Raw genomic sequence first — 16,091 nt, 5'->3', positions numbered from 1 at the left:
ATTTAGCTGTGTTTGTATTTATAACTTCTATATATAATAAAAAAAGCCTATGTCCGCTGAACGGGCGTACATAGACTTAAAAAAAACAAGATTTTTTACCTAACAAACTACTTGTAGTATAACACCATTTTTATAAAATGTATATAACAACTTAATTTAAGCGTAAAAACTATTTGTTCTTACTTTTGATAATTAAACAAATTAAGTTTTTTACAGATGCAAATTATTAAAATAATAATAATTCATATTATATACCCGCTTATCTCAAATCTAATCATTAAGTTACAAATTTTTTGAATTAGATGTCATATCAAAACCTCAATATAAAAAAGCAGCCTAATGCGTAATCTTATTAGACTGCCCTTCTTTTATAATTCTATCGATTAAAATTTAAATGGTTTAATTATTCAATTACATCAACTTATATTTAATTATTAAAATCCAATTCCTTGATAAGTTACACTAACATTTGTAACTTTATTATTTTTCGTAGTAAAGAGAACGTTTGGTCCATTGTTAGAAGGTCTATAACTGTATACAGACTCTTTACTTTCCGGCGTATTAGGTGGACCTACTCTGTTTAAGTCATTGCCGTAAAAGTTCTTAATTTGCGAAACTGATAAATTATCTTTGACATCAAATGAAACATCTGATGCACTTTTACCTGATTTTGTTACGCCAGAAAATCTTTGATCATAAATATTAACGCGGCCTTCACCTTTTGTCTGAACTATTTTTTTACCATTAAATTTAACATTTCCGTATTTAACTCCATTTTTAAATTGGTTAGTAAGTAAAAAGCTTGTGTCATTACCTGCATGACCTTGATAATTATAATAAGGTTGTGTTGCTGCATGTGCTTCGTTACTTTGTGGTGTTTCTACTGAGGCGCCGATTCCGAATACTGTTCCTACTGCTAACATTGATCCAACAACTGCTTTTGTAGTCTTTTTCATATTCAATCTCTCCTCTTTATTTTTTGAAATGCAATACAAATGCAAGCGATTACATTTCGATTACATTATTACACAAAAGTTACAACGTTTCAAATTACACATTCCTTGGTTCTGTATTCTAGATACATCACTCTCAAAAATAATATAAATATTTACATATATAGGAATGGATTATATAATAAGGGTGTAAATTGTTTCTCTATTTAATAGAGAGCAACAAATAAAAAGCACAAGTGCTACCAACACTTGCGCCTATGTAAGCCCGTTAAAAAGACGGTAGCTTTTGAAATTGTCTATTTAGACCATCTAATTGCTAAAGTTGAGATGGTCTATTAATTTTGCTTACTACTAATTAATATTAAGCCAATAATCGTTAAAACGATCATTAATATTTCATAATCAGTCATGTTACTCCTTTCTAGGAGTAACAACCAAAATCATAGGCATCACCCCATTATTATGAGATTAGCCACCATCATTCAACTTGCTTACTTTAAATATTATACAATAATAGATAAAATAAATCTTATAATTTTATTCTATATTTTACGCTCTTAATAACGGTACTTATAACTCTTCATTTCTATTTTTTAAATATTTTAAAAGGTCTCAATCGAATCAAAATTTTCCCGTTATGATTACGCTTATCCATTATTACATTAACAATTGATTGTGCACCTTCATTTACTGTACGCATTAAAAAGCCTTTTTGGTTATTATTTAAATCTGTTGTAATACCACCAGGCATGACTCCAAATATTTCAACAGAAATCTTATGTTTCTTAAAATACTTCGCAAATAATTTAATCATTGAATTGAGTGCCGTTTTCGTTGTCATATAACTAAATGGATGGAAAAAATTACTTGGTTTAGTAGGAATGGTTAAATTGAGTATTCTCCCTTTATTGCGTGCTAGGATTGGCGTGAACGACTTAACCATTTCAAAGTTTCCATAAACATTGACCTCTGTCACTGTTTTTAATTCTTCAATATCAACATCTAATGGAGATGCTTCCATATTTCCTGAAATGCCTGCATTATTAATGAGTACATTTAAATCAGCATGGTTATTTTCAACATATTTTGCCGCTTCGTGAATGGTTGTTAAATCATTGAAATCAATTTTGATCCATTCCGCATTAATACCTTTTTGTTGTAACGTCTTTACCGCTTCAGTACCTCTTACTTCATCTCTAGCACCTAATAAAATAGCCCATCCTTTGTTTCCTAATTGTCTCCCCGTTTCAAATCCTAATCCTTTATTCGCACCTGTAATTAATACTTTTTGTGTCATATTAAGTCTCCTTTTTCATGACTTATCTCTTTAAATTTACATTACTACAATATTGCTTTATTAACTAGACACACCTCTTAATATAATAGCTGACAATGATACTTTCATTGTTAAAGAAAAAATTCCCTCAATACAATCATTAATGAGGTTTTTTTGTTACAATTTCATATTTTATTTCTAATTCTCAATATTTTCAGTTAAAGATGTCGCTAGTGTCTTCCCTTGTTCATATCCAGCATCACCAATTTCTTTAATATTTTTTGATGAATAAATATTTTGACCTATACTACCTTTACTGTTTTCGTCAGGTACAATTAAGGTAACGTTACTTTGTTCTTTTAATTTCTCCGCTTCTTCATACACTGAAGGCACTTGACCTAGTTTTTGACTAAGAGGAGCCAGAATAATAATATCTTGATAGTCTGACACTAACATCGCATTTGTTGATGAAACCATACCACCATCAATCCAAGATTCTCCCAATAAATTAATGTGTGGCCAAAGACCTGGCACAGCACCGCTAGCAGTCACTGCTTCTTTTAAGCTCACGCCGCTATTCTCATTAAAAGTCGACAACTTGCCTGTCCTTGCATTTATCGCAGTAATTTCAAGTTGATCCGTCCATTTAGCATTACCTAATCTTTGTTGTATTGAATCACTTCGAGTCTCTGGTGAAACATTTGATGGGTGACTATTAATAATATCTCCTAGATACTGACCGATTAATTGTTCATTATCCCTACCTTTAATAAATGCTTTAGTCCACAAGCCATATATCGCTGGATCAAGTTGAGCATTATCGGATTCACTATGATGTGTTGCTAAATCTTGATAATATGCTTGCATGTTTTGATTATTTGCTAAAATCGCTCCAACAAATGAACCTGCAGAACTACCTAATATCTTATCTACTTGATTCATTTTTATACCTGAATCTATTAACCCTGCTAGTACGCCAGCTTCCCAAGCAATTCCTGTAATACCACCGCCGCCTAATACAAGTGCTTTATCCTTACTCATTTTAGACTACCCCCTCGTTATTCCGTCTAAATTACATGTTGTTACTATGATTATATACAATATATTATTTCCCATTATATAAACAGTTAAAAGCATTGTACTTATAGCAGGTAAAATTTTAAATAATAAAGATTCGCACAACAAAAATCATCATAATTTTTAGTTAGTATTACACTTTATTTATAATAAGTTTTATAATTATTTCATATAAAGGAATGTCGTATTTTTAAGGAGGAATAACAATATGCAAAAGCTAAATAATAAGGTAATGATTATTACTGGTGGCGCTCAAGGTATGGGAGAAATGCAGGCAAAAAAAGCTATAGAACATGGTGCTAAAGTCGTTATCACTGATATCAATGAGGAAAAAGGAAATGAATTAGCCAAAACTTTAGGCTCTAATGCGCTTTTTATCAAACATGATGTGACTAGTGAGGATGATTGGCATAATGTAATTGAAACTGTTTTAGCAAAATGGAATAAAATTGATGTTCTAGTTAATAATGCAGGTATGACTTATAACAAGCCGTTAGAGTCTTTAACACTAGACGATTATATGAAGATTGTTAATATTAACCAAGTCTCTGTCTTTTTAGGTATCAAATCAGTAGCTAAGGTAATGAAAGAACAACAAAATGGTGCCATTATCAATATTTCTTCTATTGATGGATTAGTTGGAGGTGCCATTGGTTATACTGATACAAAATTTGCAGTAAGAGGTATGACTAAAGCTGCAGCACATGAATTGTCGCCGTATAATATTCGCGTAAATTCTGTTCACCCAGGTGTTATTAATACACCTATGATTCAACAAAAAGATGTTAAAGAAGCCGTCGATGAATTTGCTAAACAAATACCAATGCGACGTATAGCTGAAGTTGAAGAAGTGTCAAACATGGTTTGTTTCTTAGCATCCGATGAGGCTTCTTACTCTACAGGTTCAGAATTTGTTATAGATGGTGGCATTACAGCGATTTAATTAATATAGATAAAATGTTAATTAAACATAAATACATCTCATACCAACTTGTTAATTTTTAGTTATAAAAATAAATACTGTATCTCAGAAAATATTATTTATATTATAATAATTGGAGTAGAAAAAGTTCGCCACAAATGATAATTGTGACGAACTTTTCATATATATTTAGTTAAAATTGAAATATTATTATTTAATAATGTCTATTAATTCTTTTTTAGAGGCTGCGCGGGCTGGTATCCAACCGAAGACAACACCAATAAGCGTTGATACGCCTACAGCCAAGATGACTGAACTTATACTAACTGAACTTTTAACCATATCTGGTGTTGCTATATCGACCACTGTAGCGATGATAATACCTAGTATTAAGCCGATAATACCACCTAGTAGACAAAGTACAACACTTTCAACTAAGAATTGTATTTCAATGTCTCGACCTTTAGCACCGAAGGCACGACGTATCGCAATTTCCTCTGTTCGTTCTGTAACAGAAATATACATCACATTCATGACACCAATACCTGCGATAAATAGTGAAATACCTGCGACTGCTGCCACAAAGTATGTGATGGTATCTAAGACTTTACCAATGCTTTTCATCATTTCTTCGTTATCATTAAAACTATACTGGCCATTTGAAACACCAGTTCCTTTTTTATTCAGTTCTTTTTCAACTTTTTTACCGATCTCTTTTTTATCTTCGCCATCATTGACCTTTACTTGTATTTGAGGTGTTCCTTGAGACAGGTTACTCATATAATGGTCAGCTGTTTTCGTTGGCATTTGAACAACCGTTTCGAGAGGCATGCCACTCGCATCTTGGCCGCTTGCATCACCAACACCAACGACTTTAAAGCCTTCCCCATTAATATAAATTGATTTTCCTACCGCACTATCTGCATTATGAAAGACTTTTTTAGCGACTTTATTATCTATAACCACAACTTTTTCCTGTGTGTCATTATCATCTTTTGTAAAACCATGTCCATGATCAACGTCTGAGACCTGGCTCGCTTTTTTCAAATCAACATCGCCACTTCCATGAGTATTTGTAATTTTAGCGGCATAAGTACTATCTTTACTTTCCTTTACTTTCGCGCTTTTAACACCTTTAACTTGTTCTACAACACTGAGATCTTCTTGTTTAAACGGGTTGTCTTTAGGTGCACTCATATCTTCTGTCATATAAGTAATCATGGCTTGGTCTTTACCTGCACCTGCATCATCAAATTGTTCATTGGTTGTCTTTTTGAAACCATTACCCAATGCCATGATTGTAATAACAGCAGCAATACCGATAATAATCCCTATCATCGTAAAGATATTACGGCGTTTATTTTTTAAAATAGAGCGAAAGGCGACAGACAAAATATTAGAAAAGTTACTCATGCGCCAACACCTCTTCCTCTTTCACACGACCATCTAAAATATGAATGATACGATCCGCTTTGTTCGCGACCTCACGATCATGGGTTACCATAATCATGGTTGTACCTTTTTCTTTATTTAACGTTACAAATAAATCCATAATGTCTTTTGATGTTTTTGAATCAAGAGCCCCTGTAGGTTCGTCAGCAATGACAAACTTAGGTTCATTGATAATGGCTCTTGCGATAGCTACACGTTGTTGTTGACCACCAGACAATTTATTGGGAAGTAAGTCTTCCTTGTTGTGAAGGCCAACATCTTCTAATCCCTTCAATACTTTGTCTTTACGTTCTTTACTACCCATACCGTTGTATATGAGTGGGATGCTGACATTTTCAAGAATTGTATTATTTTGAATAAGCTTAAAGTTTTGGAAGACAAATCCTACTGTGTGATTACGAATGGTTGCGAGTTTATTATCTGAACTTTTTTTATAATTTTCACCATTAAAAAGATATTCACCTTCATAACCACGATCAATAAATCCAAGGATATTGATGAGGGTACTCTTACCTGAACCGGATGGTCCCATAATAGCGATAAATTCGCCTTCATCAATATGGATATCAATATCTTTTAAGATATGATTCGTTTCGTCACCATTTTTGAAGTGTCGATTGATTTTTTTCAATTCAATCATGATGACACCTCAACTTTTTCTCCATCATTTAGATTACCTTTAGGATTTTTGATGACTTTGTCACCTGCTTTAAGTCCTTTTTTCACAATAATTTGGCCATTACTGCGATCAATTTTAATATCACGTTTATGAACTTTATTATGTTTATCTACTACAAATACATCATTATCTTTTGTTAACACATTATTAGGTAATTTCTTAGTTTTTAAAGGAATTTTAGCATCCATAGAGAATCCAGCACGTACAGGGATGTCTAAATCACCAATAATGACATTATATTTAGACGTATCTCCTTCTTTACCGCCAGAAGGATTGTTAACTGTTGGATTAGAAGCTTGGGCTGCACTTGCGCCTTCTTCACTATCTTCGCCTTGACCTCCAGCACTTGCCTGAGCTCCACTTGATTCACCACTCGCGCTATCATCATAGCTAGTTGGTAGTTCATCTACTTTAAGGATTTTACCTTTGCCTTTTTTACCGTTACTATTCACGGTTACATCAACCTCGTCACCCTCTTTGATTTTATCGACATCAAATTCAGTAACCGTTGATTTAATTTGTGGATTGTCTGAAATCAATTGTAGAACAGGTTGACCTTCACCAGCATCTTCACCATTTTTAATATTTACCTTACCGTCAAATGATGCATAAATACTGTCATTCATTTGTTTATCATGTTGTGATAATTGTTGTTGTGCTTCATTAAGTGAACTTTGATCTTGCGTCAATTTAGACTGTAGTTGATTGTTATTTGGACTTTGATTGATCTTTTGATAATCATCGTTCACTTGTTGTTGTGCTTGATCAACTTTATTTGCGAGTTGTTGGCGTTTACTATTATTCGTGTCGTAGCTTAAGAGACGGTCGCCTTGTTTAACCTTTTGACCATCGTCTACGGCAGGACTTTGGAATGTGCCTATTTGGCTATTGTTGTTATATGTTTTGACTGATTTGGGAGATGCTTTACCTTCCAAACTAATCGGTGTTTCTTTTTTAACTGTATATGTATCGTATCCCTTACTATCTTTATCGTCAGAGCTTGTTGATTGCTTTGCGATAAATGCGGCAATGATAAGAAGTAAGATAATTGCCACGCCAATAATACTCCATAATAGTTTCTTATTCATATCCTATGCTCCTTAAAATGTATTATATTTTGCATGATAACACACTTTAATTATTATATATATTGAATTTAAGGATATTTAAGTTATTTTTAAGTTTGAGATTAATGAAATGTTTTTAATATTATTTTTACTTAGTCTATTTATTATACTTATTCAAAATAAAAATTGATATTTTAAATATTAGTTAACAATGTTATTCTGTTAATAAATATTAAAAAAGGAGAGATACATAAATGGAACAATCTAATGCAACACAGACTGAAGAAGAGACAAGTTCTAACTTACCTTTTGTTGATCACTTTAGAAAAATCCGTCAAAATCCTAAATGGATAGTGAAATTGATTGTACTTATTGTGTTATCTATTATTTTAGGACTTTTAACTGCACATATAACTGACAACACCAAAATGCTCAAAGATATGGGAATGAGCCAATCTGAAATTGATAAACAAAATCAATTCAATTTAGCAGTTACTATTGGACAATCAATTGGTGGTCTTATCCTAGGATTATTAATCACATTTGTAATTTTCTTAGTTATCTCTAAAATTATGAAATCTGATGCACAAGCAATACATATTTTTTCTGCATCTATCTCTTACTTAATCATTACAACTTCATTTTCAATTATTGTTTATGCGATACAAGCATTATTTGGTCTTACAATTCCAGAAACTCAATTAGATAGCCTGAATATATTCGACAAGGGTAATAATTATTTAGCCGCCTTTAGTTTATCGAATTTATTAGCTGCCTATGTTATTTTTACAGTTTATTACGGTACAAGTAAACTTTCTAAAAAAGCATCTATTATTTGGGCAGTCATTGCCTTAATCGTGATGGTTGGCTTTACGCTAGGAGGAGCTGCGTTTACAGAATCTATGAAAGGCTTAGCTAATATGCAATAAAATTAATTATCCTGGGGCATAGGTATGTGTCTCAGGATATAATTATGTATGAGTATAGTTAGTCGAATTGCGATAATCTATCTCTTTAAAATAGCTTTTATAAGACTTCCTTTAGACTATCTCCTTATTCTAGCCAAATTAAAAACGCCCTCTATCAAGGACGTCGTAAAATTATATATCATAAGCTTTTAAAGCAACGCTCAACATATTTTCTATATACTCTTTAGTTAGTGTTTGCGGTTTAATTAAAATATTAAAATAAATAGGTGAAAAAATAATATCTATAAATAAATCTTGGTCCGCTTCATCAATATCCTTACTAATAATTGACTTTAAAATACTTCTATTACGTTCAAAGTATTCTTTCATAAACTTATCTTTTGCTTCAGTTTGCTGATTACTAATTAGAATTTCTATCACAGCACTACCTAAAGGTGTCTTATAGATGTTCATTATTTTGATTAAAAAGTCATATAAATTATCAAATACAGTATCGAATTCTGGCTCAATAATACGTGATTGGTCTACAAACATATCAACAATCATTGATTCTTTGTCTCTCCATCGACGATAAATCGTTGCCTTTGATACGCTTGTATTTTCAGCAATCTGATCAATGGTCATATCTTTAAAATGTGTTGTTTCTAATAAACGATTAATTTCTTGATAAATTTTTTTATTTACTGTTGGGTCTTTCGGTCTTCCAGCCATATTTTTCCCTTCTTTTTCGTGCAATGACTTCCACGATTTCAAATATTATAAATGCACTAACAAACCATACTATAAATCCAACAATAATGCTAAGCAACCAAATATTTGTTACCTTTAGCATGCCCCATGTAGCTAATATACTGAATAAAACACCAGTCATTCCGAAAATCGCACCTCTACTGACATGCATAGCTACTTTATTTCCATATTGCATACCAGATATAAACATAGACACTAAAAAGACTGCAGGAAACGTAGCAAAAATACCTCCAAATTCTTTCCAAGGAAGTACTACTGATACGATGTAACTGACTAATACTGCTAAGCCTCCAACTAAAAACTTAATTATTGTTAATTTCATCAAAAATGTACCTCCCTTTTTATAAATGTCTGACTATAAAAATATCTACAGAAATAATAAACCAACATAATACGGCAAATACTGTACCACTCTTATAATCTTTCTTTTTTATAAAAATTGAGGTGAAAAATACAGTTAAAATGCAAGAGATAATACCGACAATGGCACCTGTACTTAAATGCATAGACATTTTAACGAGCGAATCTCCACGATGATCTATAGCTAATGCTATTACTGCTGCTAAGTAGACTGCAGGCATTGTGGCTATTATGCCTCCTAATTTACCGCCAACTTTGTCAGCAATAATAGAAGCTAATGCTACTGCAAACCCACCAATGACAAAATGAAGTATCGCACTTGAAATAGATATTCCGAACACAATAATCCTTCTTTGCTAATTATTAAACGAAACGTTTCGTTTACTTTTAGTTTAAAACTGTCCTACTATCTTGTAAACATTAAAATGAATATACCTAATTTTCTAATTATTAACGTTTGCTACAGCCGTCCATTAGGTCTTTTCTAAATTTGTTTCAACAAAAAAACTCCTTCCGTCAGTTACAGACAAAAGGAGTTATCGCTATTTCTTATATATTCTTATTTTAATTTCATAATAATCATCATGATCTCTATCTTTTTGTTCAACATATAAACCTGATTGTTGTATAGCTTCGATACTTTTACCTACTTCATCTCGCGCTTGTGTCACATCTTGTGAAAATTGGAATGATTGAGCTTTAACCTTTTCAGGACCAGTTTTTTGGCGAACTTTATCTTCTGTTTGTTTCACATTTAATTTCTGTGCTATGACTTGTTCAATCAATTCTTCTTGATCTTCATGTGATAGTACAAGGACAGCTCGAGCATGGCGTTCTGTTATTTTACCTTCTCTTAATCGTGTAATAACATTAGGTGCTAATTTAAGTAAACGTAACTTATTAGCAATAAAGCTTTGGCTCTTACCAAGACTTTTAGCCAATTCACTTTGTGTCACATCACCAAGTTCAAGTAGTTTTTTATAGGCTTCCGCTTCTTCAACGACAGATAAGTTTTCGCGTTGAATATTTTCAATAAGTGCAACAACTGCAGTTTCCTCATCATCCATATCGCGAATAATCACATCTGCTTGAGACATATTTAAAGATTGCATTGCTCTAAATCTACGTTCACCAGCAATGATTTCAAACATATCTTCTTCGATTGGTCTTACTACAATCGGCTGTAATAATCCATGTTCTTTAATAGATTCAGCAAGTTCATTGATTTTACTTGGTTCAAATACTTGTCGTGGTTGATAACGATTAGGTACGATACGTTCAATATGAATGGACTCAACATTATTATTTCGGTCTTCTTCAATAGAACCCATGATGTCATCTTTGTTTTTTAAACCAAATAATTTTGAAAAAGGTTTCTTCATAATCCATTCGCTCCCTCTCATTTATTTCTATATCATCACATCTTACTTTTCAAGTAAAGGGGATTTATTGGGTGTACCGGGTTTTCTCGGGTATTTCTTAGATATTTGTCGTCGTTTATCAATGACAATCATTTGTCTTTCTCCTGCGTCTTCTGGTAATTCAAAGTTAAACGTCTCTTTCACGTTACCGCCTAGCACATTAATCGCAAACTTGGCTTCATCTAACTCTTTTTCGCCTTTAGATGATTTTAAAGCTATAAATTGTCCACCTTTTTTAACTAATGGTAAGCATAATTCACTAAGTACTGTTAAACGAGCTACTGCACGAGCAGTAACGATATCGTAAGACTCCCTGTAGTCTCCTTTACCAAATGTTTCTGCGCGATCGTGAACAAAACTTACATCTTGTAGCCCTAATGCATCTGCTAAGTGGTTTAAAAATTGAATACGTTTATTTAATGAATCAACAATAGTAACTTTTAATTCAGGAAAAATAATTTTCAATGGAATACTAGGGAAACCTGCACCTGCACCCACATCACATAAAGTTAATGGTCCATTAAAGTCGTAATAAAAACTAGGTGTAATGGAATCATAAAAATGTTTTAAATAAACACCATGTTCATCGGTAATACTTGTTAAATTCATTTTTTCGTTCCATTCAACAAGTAACTGATAATATGTCTGAAATTGTTCTTTTTGAGTGTTAGATAATTCGATGTCGTGTTCTTTTAATTTCTCAGATAGCCATTCTATACTCATTATTGATTCACCCTTTGAAGTTTACCTTGTTCTAAATACACAAGTAAAATTGAAATATCTGCTGGATTTACACCTGAAATTCTTGATGCTTGTGCAATGTTTAATGGTTTAACTTCAGCTAATTTTTCTCTTGCTTCAGAAGCTAAGCTATCCACTTTACTATAATCTAAGTCTTCAGGTATTTTCTTTTTCTCCATGCGTTTTACTTTTTCAACTTGTTGTAATGATTTATTGATGTAACCTTCATATTTAGTTTGAATTTCAACTTGTTCTTCAACATCTGAAGGTAATTGATGGTCTTCTTCTAAAATTTCTAGAATAGTATTGTAAGTCATTTCTGGTCTGCGTAATAAATCAATTGCTAAAATACCATCTTTAAGTTTAGAACCATTATTTGCTTCAATTATAGATTGAGTATGTTCATTTGGTTTAATACGAATTTCAGTTAATCTTTGAATTTCATCTTTAATTTGTTGACGTTTATGGTTGAATTTTTCATAACGTTCGTCAGAAATCATACCTAATTCATAACCTAAATCAGTTAAGCGTAAATCAGCATTATCATGACGTAGCAATAAACGATATTCTGCACGTGATGTTAATAAACGATATGGTTCGTTAGTTCCTTTAGTTACTAAGTCATCAATTAAAACGCCGATATAAGCGTCAGAACGACTTAAGATAACTTCCTCTTTACCTAATACTTTCGCAGCAGCATTAATTCCTGCCATAATACCTTGTCCAGCCGCTTCTTCATAACCAGAAGTACCATTGATTTGACCTGCAGTATAAAGGTTTTTAATTTTTTTAGTTTCAAGTGTTGGCCACAATTGAGTTGGAACAATTGCATCATACTCAATAGCATAACCTGCACGCATCATATCTGCTTTTTCTAGGCCTGGGATTGTTTCTAACATTTGTCTTTGAACATGTTCAGGTAGACTTGTTGAAAGTCCTTGTACATAAACTTCATTAGTATTACGTCCTTCTGGCTCTAAGAATAGTTGATGACGTGGTTTGTCATTGAAACGCACAAATTTATCTTCAATTGAAGGACAATATCTTGGTCCAGTCCCTTTAATCATACCTGAGTACATTGCTGATAAATGTAAGTTATCATCAATAACTTGATGCGTTTTATCATTTGTATAAGTTAACCAACATGGTAATTGATCTAAAATGTATTCAGTTGTTTCATAACTGAATGCACGTCCAACTTCATCACCTGGTTGGATTTCAGTTTTTGAATAATCAATTGTTTTAGAATTTACACGTGGTGGTGTACCTGTTTTAAATCGTACAACTTCGAAACCTAATCCTCTTAAGTTATCTGCTAATGTCACAGATGGTAATTGGTGATTAGGACCACTTGAATATTTCATATTACCAAGAATGATTTCACCGCGTAAGAATGTACCTGTTGTTACAACAACAGCTTTAGAACGGTATTCGGTACCAATATTTGTACGTACACCTTTAACTTCTTCATCCTCAATAATTAATTCATCTACCATACCTTGCATGATATCTAAATTTTCTTCGTCTTCAAGAACTTTTTTCATTTCTTGTTGGTATAGTACTTTATCTGCTTGGGCACGTAATGCTCTCACAGCAGGCCCTTTACCAGTATTCAACATACGCATTTGGATATGCGTTTTATCTATTGCTTTTGCCATTTGTCCACCTAATGCATCTATTTCACGTACAACTATTCCTTTAGCTGGGCCGCCAACAGATGGGTTACATGGCATAAAAGCGATATTATCTAAATTGATTGTTAACATTAATGTTTTAGCGCCACGTCTTGCTGATGCTAAACCTGCTTCAATACCTGCATGGCCTGCACCAATTACAATTACATCATATTCTTGAACCAATTGTTTAACCTCCTTATTAATCGTAAATCTATATACATCTCACATTTTGATTTTGTTTTTGACTGCCTTTAATCTTGTGAATCCTTATTTTCCTAAGCAAAATTGACTAAATAATTGATCGATAAGTTCGTCACTTGCTGACTCACCAATGATTTCACCTAGTATTTCCCAAGTGCGTGTTAAATCGATTTGTACCATATCCATCGGAATACCAGATTCTGCCGCATCAATCGCATCTTGAATAGACTGTCTTGCTTGTTTAAGTAATGAAATATGTCGTGAATTTGATACGTATGTCATATCTTGGTTTTGAACATCTCCACCAAAGAATAGATCTCTGATTTGTATCTCTAATTCGTCAATACCTTCTTGTTTTAACATAGACGTTTGAATTAATGGTGTGTCACCAATCATTTCTTTTACTTCATTTATATCTAAATTCGTTTCTAAATCTGTTTTATTGATAATAACAATGACATCTTCATTTTTAACGACATCATATAATGTTTGGTCATCTTCTGTTAATGCTTCATTATTGTTTAATACAAATAAGATTAAATCTGCTTGACTAAGTGCTTTACGTGATCGTTCAACACCTATTTTCTCAACGATATCTTCAGTATCTCGAATACCTGCTGTATCTACTAATCTTAATGGTACGCCTCTGACGTTAACATATTCTTCAAGTACGTCACGTGTGGTACCAGCTACTTCAGTCACAATCGCTTTATTGTCTTGAATAAGGTTATTTAACATGGAAGACTTACCTACGTTTGGTCGACCTACAATAACAGTTGAGAGTCCTTCCCTCATAATTTTACCTTGAGCGCCTGTTTCTAGTAATTGATTAATTTCTTGTTTTATACGTTTAGATTGTTGCAATAAAAACTCTGTGGTTGCATCTTCTACATCGTCATACTCAGGATAATCAATATTCACTTCTACTTGTGCGAGTATCTCTAATATTGATTGACGTTGACGTTTAATTAAATCGCTCAAACGACCTTCAATTTGATTCATCGCTACTTTAGAAGCACGATCTGTTTTAGAACGAATAAAATCCATTACTGCTTCTGCTTGAGATAAGTCAATTCTTCCATTTAAGAAAGCTCGTTTTGTATATTCACCTGGTTCAGCAATACGTGCACCATGTGTCATTGTTAATTCTAAAATACGATTAATTGTTAATATACCGCCATGACAATTGATTTCGATGATATCTTCTCTAGTAAAAGTTTTAGGTGCCCTTAAAACTGAAATCATAACTTCTTCAACTGTTTCTTTAGTATCCGGATCAATAATATGACCGTAATTAATTGTATGTGAATCTACTTCTGCTAATTTTTTCTTACCTTTATATAACTTATCGCCAATTTCAATTGCTTGTGGACCTGAGAGTCTCACAATACCAATTGCACCTTCACCCATTGGCGTTGAAATACTAGTTATTGTATCAAAATCCATTGTTAGGCTGGCCTCCTTATTCAAGTAAATTTTCAATATTATATTGTAAATTGTTTCTTTTTAAAAAGCTATTATCTTGTTTTGAAATAGACAGGTTAGACTTAGGGTTGTCTGAGGTTAGACTTAGGGTTGTCTAAAAGTCCGCCCCTTTTTCTCTTCCCCCACCCTACTTAATCTTCTTATTAAATACTTTAGCTATTTTGAGAACATGTTCTAAGCTTCCTTGTATTTCTAATGTCGACATATTTTTTGCAGGATGTCTTGCAATAACTATAATATCTTTCGAGATCATATCTTGTTTATGAACTTTAAAATTTTCTCTTATCGCTCTCTTAATTCTATTTCTTGTGACAGCATTTCCTATCTTTTTTGAAACACTAATGCCTAAGCGAAAATGTTCTTGTTCACTATTGTCATAGGTATATACAACGAATTGTCTATTTGCAACAGACTTTCCTTTTTTATATATCTTTTGAAAATCTGAATTCTTTTTTATACGGTACGCTTTTTCCACCAAACATCACTCGCTTATTAAATTCTCTTACTGCATTATTATAACTCATTTCATTTTTTAACTAAAAATAAACCAGCATTTATCGGGAAAACGCTGATTTCAATTGAAGTCTAGTTGTATCATTTATCTGAAGTTAGTTAGCTTTTCTTATTCTAAACGAAAAAAAAGACCACTGATGAGTCAGTGATCTTATGCAGATAATACTTTACGGCCTTTACGACGACGACGCGCTAAGACTTTACGGCCATTTTTAGTGCTCATGCGTTTTCTGAAACCATGAACTTTACTATGTTTACGTTTATTTGGTTGATAAGTACGTTTTACCATGCAAAACACCTCCATCTTTATTAAGTTATCTAACATCTCCAGGATTAAACTTCCTGATAAATTTCATAGATAGATAAATTGTTAAAGTGTGTAACTATTAATGTAATAGCAACAAAACTTATATATAAGAGATACCTCTTATTGACTGACTGCTATAAGAAATTCTTGGTTTAATATACTTATTATCTAGTCATATTTCAAGCAACTACTACAATATAACAAATTACTACTTATAAAGCAAGCTCATTTTAATACGCTATTACGATTTAATCTTAACTATAATTCGTGATTTTTTATTTT

The 16,091-nt window shown here is 32.5% G+C and carries 17 protein-coding genes; 2 read left to right on the top strand and 15 right to left on the bottom strand.

Annotation, left to right across the window (positions count from 1 at the left end; all coding sequences use genetic code 11):
- Positions 1 to 434: 434 nt before the first annotated feature.
- From isaB to Q4528_RS05735, 3 genes are all read right to left on the bottom strand, one after another.
- A complete protein-coding gene (gene isaB / locus Q4528_RS05745) occupies positions 435 to 956 on the bottom strand; it encodes an immunodominant staphylococcal antigen IsaB family protein (RefSeq protein WP_046467315.1) in 522 nt (173 codons plus the stop codon).
- 583 nt (positions 957 to 1,539) lie between these two features.
- A complete protein-coding gene (locus Q4528_RS05740) occupies positions 1,540 to 2,250 on the bottom strand; it encodes an SDR family NAD(P)-dependent oxidoreductase (RefSeq protein ID WP_046467314.1) in 711 nt (236 codons plus the stop codon).
- A 177-nt stretch (positions 2,251 to 2,427) separates the two neighbouring features.
- Entirely contained in the window at positions 2,428 to 3,270 is an 843-nt protein-coding gene (locus Q4528_RS05735; protein WP_029056631.1) for a patatin-like phospholipase family protein, read from the bottom strand.
- 244 nt (positions 3,271 to 3,514) lie between these two features.
- On the opposite strand from Q4528_RS05735, the gene Q4528_RS05730 reads away from it, so the two are divergent.
- Positions 3,515 to 4,249 carry an SDR family NAD(P)-dependent oxidoreductase gene (locus Q4528_RS05730; protein WP_303520815.1) on the top strand — a complete coding sequence of 245 codons (735 nt, stop codon included), beginning with the start codon at positions 3,515 to 3,517 and terminating at the stop codon, positions 4,247 to 4,249.
- A 189-nt stretch (positions 4,250 to 4,438) separates the two neighbouring features.
- Here the strand turns inward: Q4528_RS05730 and Q4528_RS05725 are convergent, their stop codons facing one another.
- Genes Q4528_RS05725 through Q4528_RS05715 form a run of 3 tightly spaced genes read right to left on the bottom strand, consistent with a single transcriptional unit; the run spans position 4,439 to position 7,447 of the window.
- Positions 4,439 to 5,641, bottom strand: coding sequence for an ABC transporter permease (locus tag Q4528_RS05725; RefSeq protein WP_017636711.1), 1,203 nt, complete (start codon positions 5,639 to 5,641; stop codon positions 4,439 to 4,441).
- Positions 5,634 to 6,320 (bottom strand): ABC transporter ATP-binding protein, encoded by a 687-nt coding sequence (locus tag Q4528_RS05720; RefSeq protein WP_017636712.1) that lies wholly within the window; start codon positions 6,318 to 6,320, stop codon positions 5,634 to 5,636. The genes Q4528_RS05725 and Q4528_RS05720 overlap by 8 nt, the downstream gene beginning before the upstream one ends.
- Positions 6,317 to 7,447 carry an efflux RND transporter periplasmic adaptor subunit gene (locus Q4528_RS05715; protein ID WP_046467311.1) on the bottom strand — a complete coding sequence of 377 codons (1,131 nt, stop codon included), beginning with the start codon at positions 7,445 to 7,447 and terminating at the stop codon, positions 6,317 to 6,319. Before Q4528_RS05715 ends, Q4528_RS05720 begins: the two co-directional genes overlap by 4 nt.
- Before the next feature lie 233 nt (positions 7,448 to 7,680).
- Here Q4528_RS05715 and Q4528_RS05710 point away from each other — a divergent pair, with 233 nt between their 5' ends.
- Complete coding sequence (locus Q4528_RS05710) at positions 7,681 to 8,355, top strand: YIP1 family protein (RefSeq protein WP_046467310.1); 675 nt, start codon at positions 7,681 to 7,683, stop codon at positions 8,353 to 8,355.
- A gap of 171 nt (positions 8,356 to 8,526) precedes the next feature.
- Here Q4528_RS05710 and Q4528_RS05705 read toward each other — a convergent pair whose 3' ends face one another.
- The 9 genes from Q4528_RS05705 to rpmH all read right to left on the bottom strand — a co-directional run bounded on the left by Q4528_RS05705 (position 8,527) and on the right by rpmH (position 15,791).
- Positions 8,527 to 9,066: a TetR/AcrR family transcriptional regulator gene (locus Q4528_RS05705; RefSeq protein ID WP_017636715.1), complete on the bottom strand. Its 540-nt coding sequence runs from the start codon at positions 9,064 to 9,066 to the stop codon at positions 8,527 to 8,529.
- Positions 9,032 to 9,427 (bottom strand): DUF3147 family protein, encoded by a 396-nt coding sequence (locus tag Q4528_RS05700; RefSeq protein ID WP_029056637.1) that lies wholly within the window; start codon positions 9,425 to 9,427, stop codon positions 9,032 to 9,034. The genes Q4528_RS05705 and Q4528_RS05700 overlap by 35 nt, the downstream gene beginning before the upstream one ends.
- A 19-nt stretch (positions 9,428 to 9,446) precedes the next feature.
- Positions 9,447 to 9,806: a DUF3147 family protein gene (locus Q4528_RS05695; protein ID WP_046467309.1), complete on the bottom strand. Its 360-nt coding sequence runs from the start codon at positions 9,804 to 9,806 to the stop codon at positions 9,447 to 9,449.
- Between the two features lie 201 nt (positions 9,807 to 10,007).
- Positions 10,008 to 10,847: a nucleoid occlusion protein gene (gene noc / locus Q4528_RS05690; RefSeq protein WP_017636718.1), complete on the bottom strand. Its 840-nt coding sequence runs from the start codon at positions 10,845 to 10,847 to the stop codon at positions 10,008 to 10,010.
- A 42-nt stretch (positions 10,848 to 10,889) separates the two neighbouring features.
- Positions 10,890 to 11,609, bottom strand: a complete 720-nt coding sequence (rsmG, locus tag Q4528_RS05685; protein ID WP_046467308.1) for a 16S rRNA (guanine(527)-N(7))-methyltransferase RsmG — start codon at positions 11,607 to 11,609, stop codon at positions 10,890 to 10,892.
- The gene (mnmG, locus tag Q4528_RS05680; protein ID WP_046467307.1) at positions 11,609 to 13,486 is read right to left on the bottom strand and encodes a tRNA uridine-5-carboxymethylaminomethyl(34) synthesis enzyme MnmG; all 1,878 of its coding nucleotides are present in this window, start codon (positions 13,484 to 13,486) and stop codon (positions 11,609 to 11,611) included. Before mnmG ends, rsmG begins: the two co-directional genes overlap by 1 nt.
- Before the next feature lie 84 nt (positions 13,487 to 13,570).
- Positions 13,571 to 14,950 (bottom strand): tRNA uridine-5-carboxymethylaminomethyl(34) synthesis GTPase MnmE, encoded by a 1,380-nt coding sequence (gene mnmE, locus Q4528_RS05675; RefSeq protein ID WP_017636721.1) that lies wholly within the window; start codon positions 14,948 to 14,950, stop codon positions 13,571 to 13,573.
- Between the two features lie 166 nt (positions 14,951 to 15,116).
- The gene (gene rnpA / locus Q4528_RS05670; protein WP_017636722.1) at positions 15,117 to 15,464 is read right to left on the bottom strand and encodes a ribonuclease P protein component; all 348 of its coding nucleotides are present in this window, start codon (positions 15,462 to 15,464) and stop codon (positions 15,117 to 15,119) included.
- A gap of 189 nt (positions 15,465 to 15,653) precedes the next feature.
- Positions 15,654 to 15,791: a 50S ribosomal protein L34 gene (gene rpmH, locus Q4528_RS05665; RefSeq protein ID WP_000240855.1), complete on the bottom strand. Its 138-nt coding sequence runs from the start codon at positions 15,789 to 15,791 to the stop codon at positions 15,654 to 15,656.
- Positions 15,792 to 16,091 lie beyond the last annotated feature (300 nt).

The sequence above is a fragment of the Staphylococcus pasteuri genome (assembly GCF_030547725.1).
Classification (GTDB): Bacteria; Bacillota; Bacilli; order Staphylococcales; family Staphylococcaceae; genus Staphylococcus; species Staphylococcus pasteuri.
Note: the sequence above shows the minus strand (reverse complement) of the source record. Positions and strands in the feature narration are given on the sequence as shown.

What these genes read in the sequence shown, in the direction of transcription:
- Q4528_RS05725 (WP_017636711.1), bottom strand. Translation starts at nt 5,641, where the DNA reads ATGAGTAACTTTTCTAATATTTTGTCTGTCGCCTTTCGCTCTATTTTA.
- noc (WP_017636718.1), bottom strand. Translation starts at nt 10,847, where the DNA reads ATGAAGAAACCTTTTTCAAAATTATTTGGTTTAAAAAACAAAGATGAC.
- Q4528_RS05715 (WP_046467311.1), bottom strand. Translation starts at nt 7,447, where the DNA reads ATGAATAAGAAACTATTATGGAGTATTATTGGCGTGGCAATTATCTTA.
- Q4528_RS05705 (WP_017636715.1), bottom strand. Translation starts at nt 9,066, where the DNA reads ATGGCTGGAAGACCGAAAGACCCAACAGTAAATAAAAAAATTTATCAA.
- Q4528_RS05710 (WP_046467310.1), top strand. Translation starts at nt 7,681, where the DNA reads ATGGAACAATCTAATGCAACACAGACTGAAGAAGAGACAAGTTCTAAC.
- isaB (WP_046467315.1), bottom strand. Translation starts at nt 956, where the DNA reads ATGAAAAAGACTACAAAAGCAGTTGTTGGATCAATGTTAGCAGTAGGA.
- mnmE (WP_017636721.1), bottom strand. Translation starts at nt 14,950, where the DNA reads ATGGATTTTGATACAATAACTAGTATTTCAACGCCAATGGGTGAAGGT.
- rsmG (WP_046467308.1), bottom strand. Translation starts at nt 11,609, where the DNA reads ATGAGTATAGAATGGCTATCTGAGAAATTAAAAGAACACGACATCGAA.
- Q4528_RS05700 (WP_029056637.1), bottom strand. Translation starts at nt 9,427, where the DNA reads ATGAAATTAACAATAATTAAGTTTTTAGTTGGAGGCTTAGCAGTATTA.
- Q4528_RS05740 (WP_046467314.1), bottom strand. Translation starts at nt 2,250, where the DNA reads ATGACACAAAAAGTATTAATTACAGGTGCGAATAAAGGATTAGGATTT.
- Q4528_RS05730 (WP_303520815.1), top strand. Translation starts at nt 3,515, where the DNA reads ATGCAAAAGCTAAATAATAAGGTAATGATTATTACTGGTGGCGCTCAA.
- rpmH (WP_000240855.1), bottom strand. Translation starts at nt 15,791, where the DNA reads ATGGTAAAACGTACTTATCAACCAAATAAACGTAAACATAGTAAAGTT.
- Q4528_RS05720 (WP_017636712.1), bottom strand. Translation starts at nt 6,320, where the DNA reads ATGATTGAATTGAAAAAAATCAATCGACACTTCAAAAATGGTGACGAA.
- Q4528_RS05735 (WP_029056631.1), bottom strand. Translation starts at nt 3,270, where the DNA reads ATGAGTAAGGATAAAGCACTTGTATTAGGCGGCGGTGGTATTACAGGA.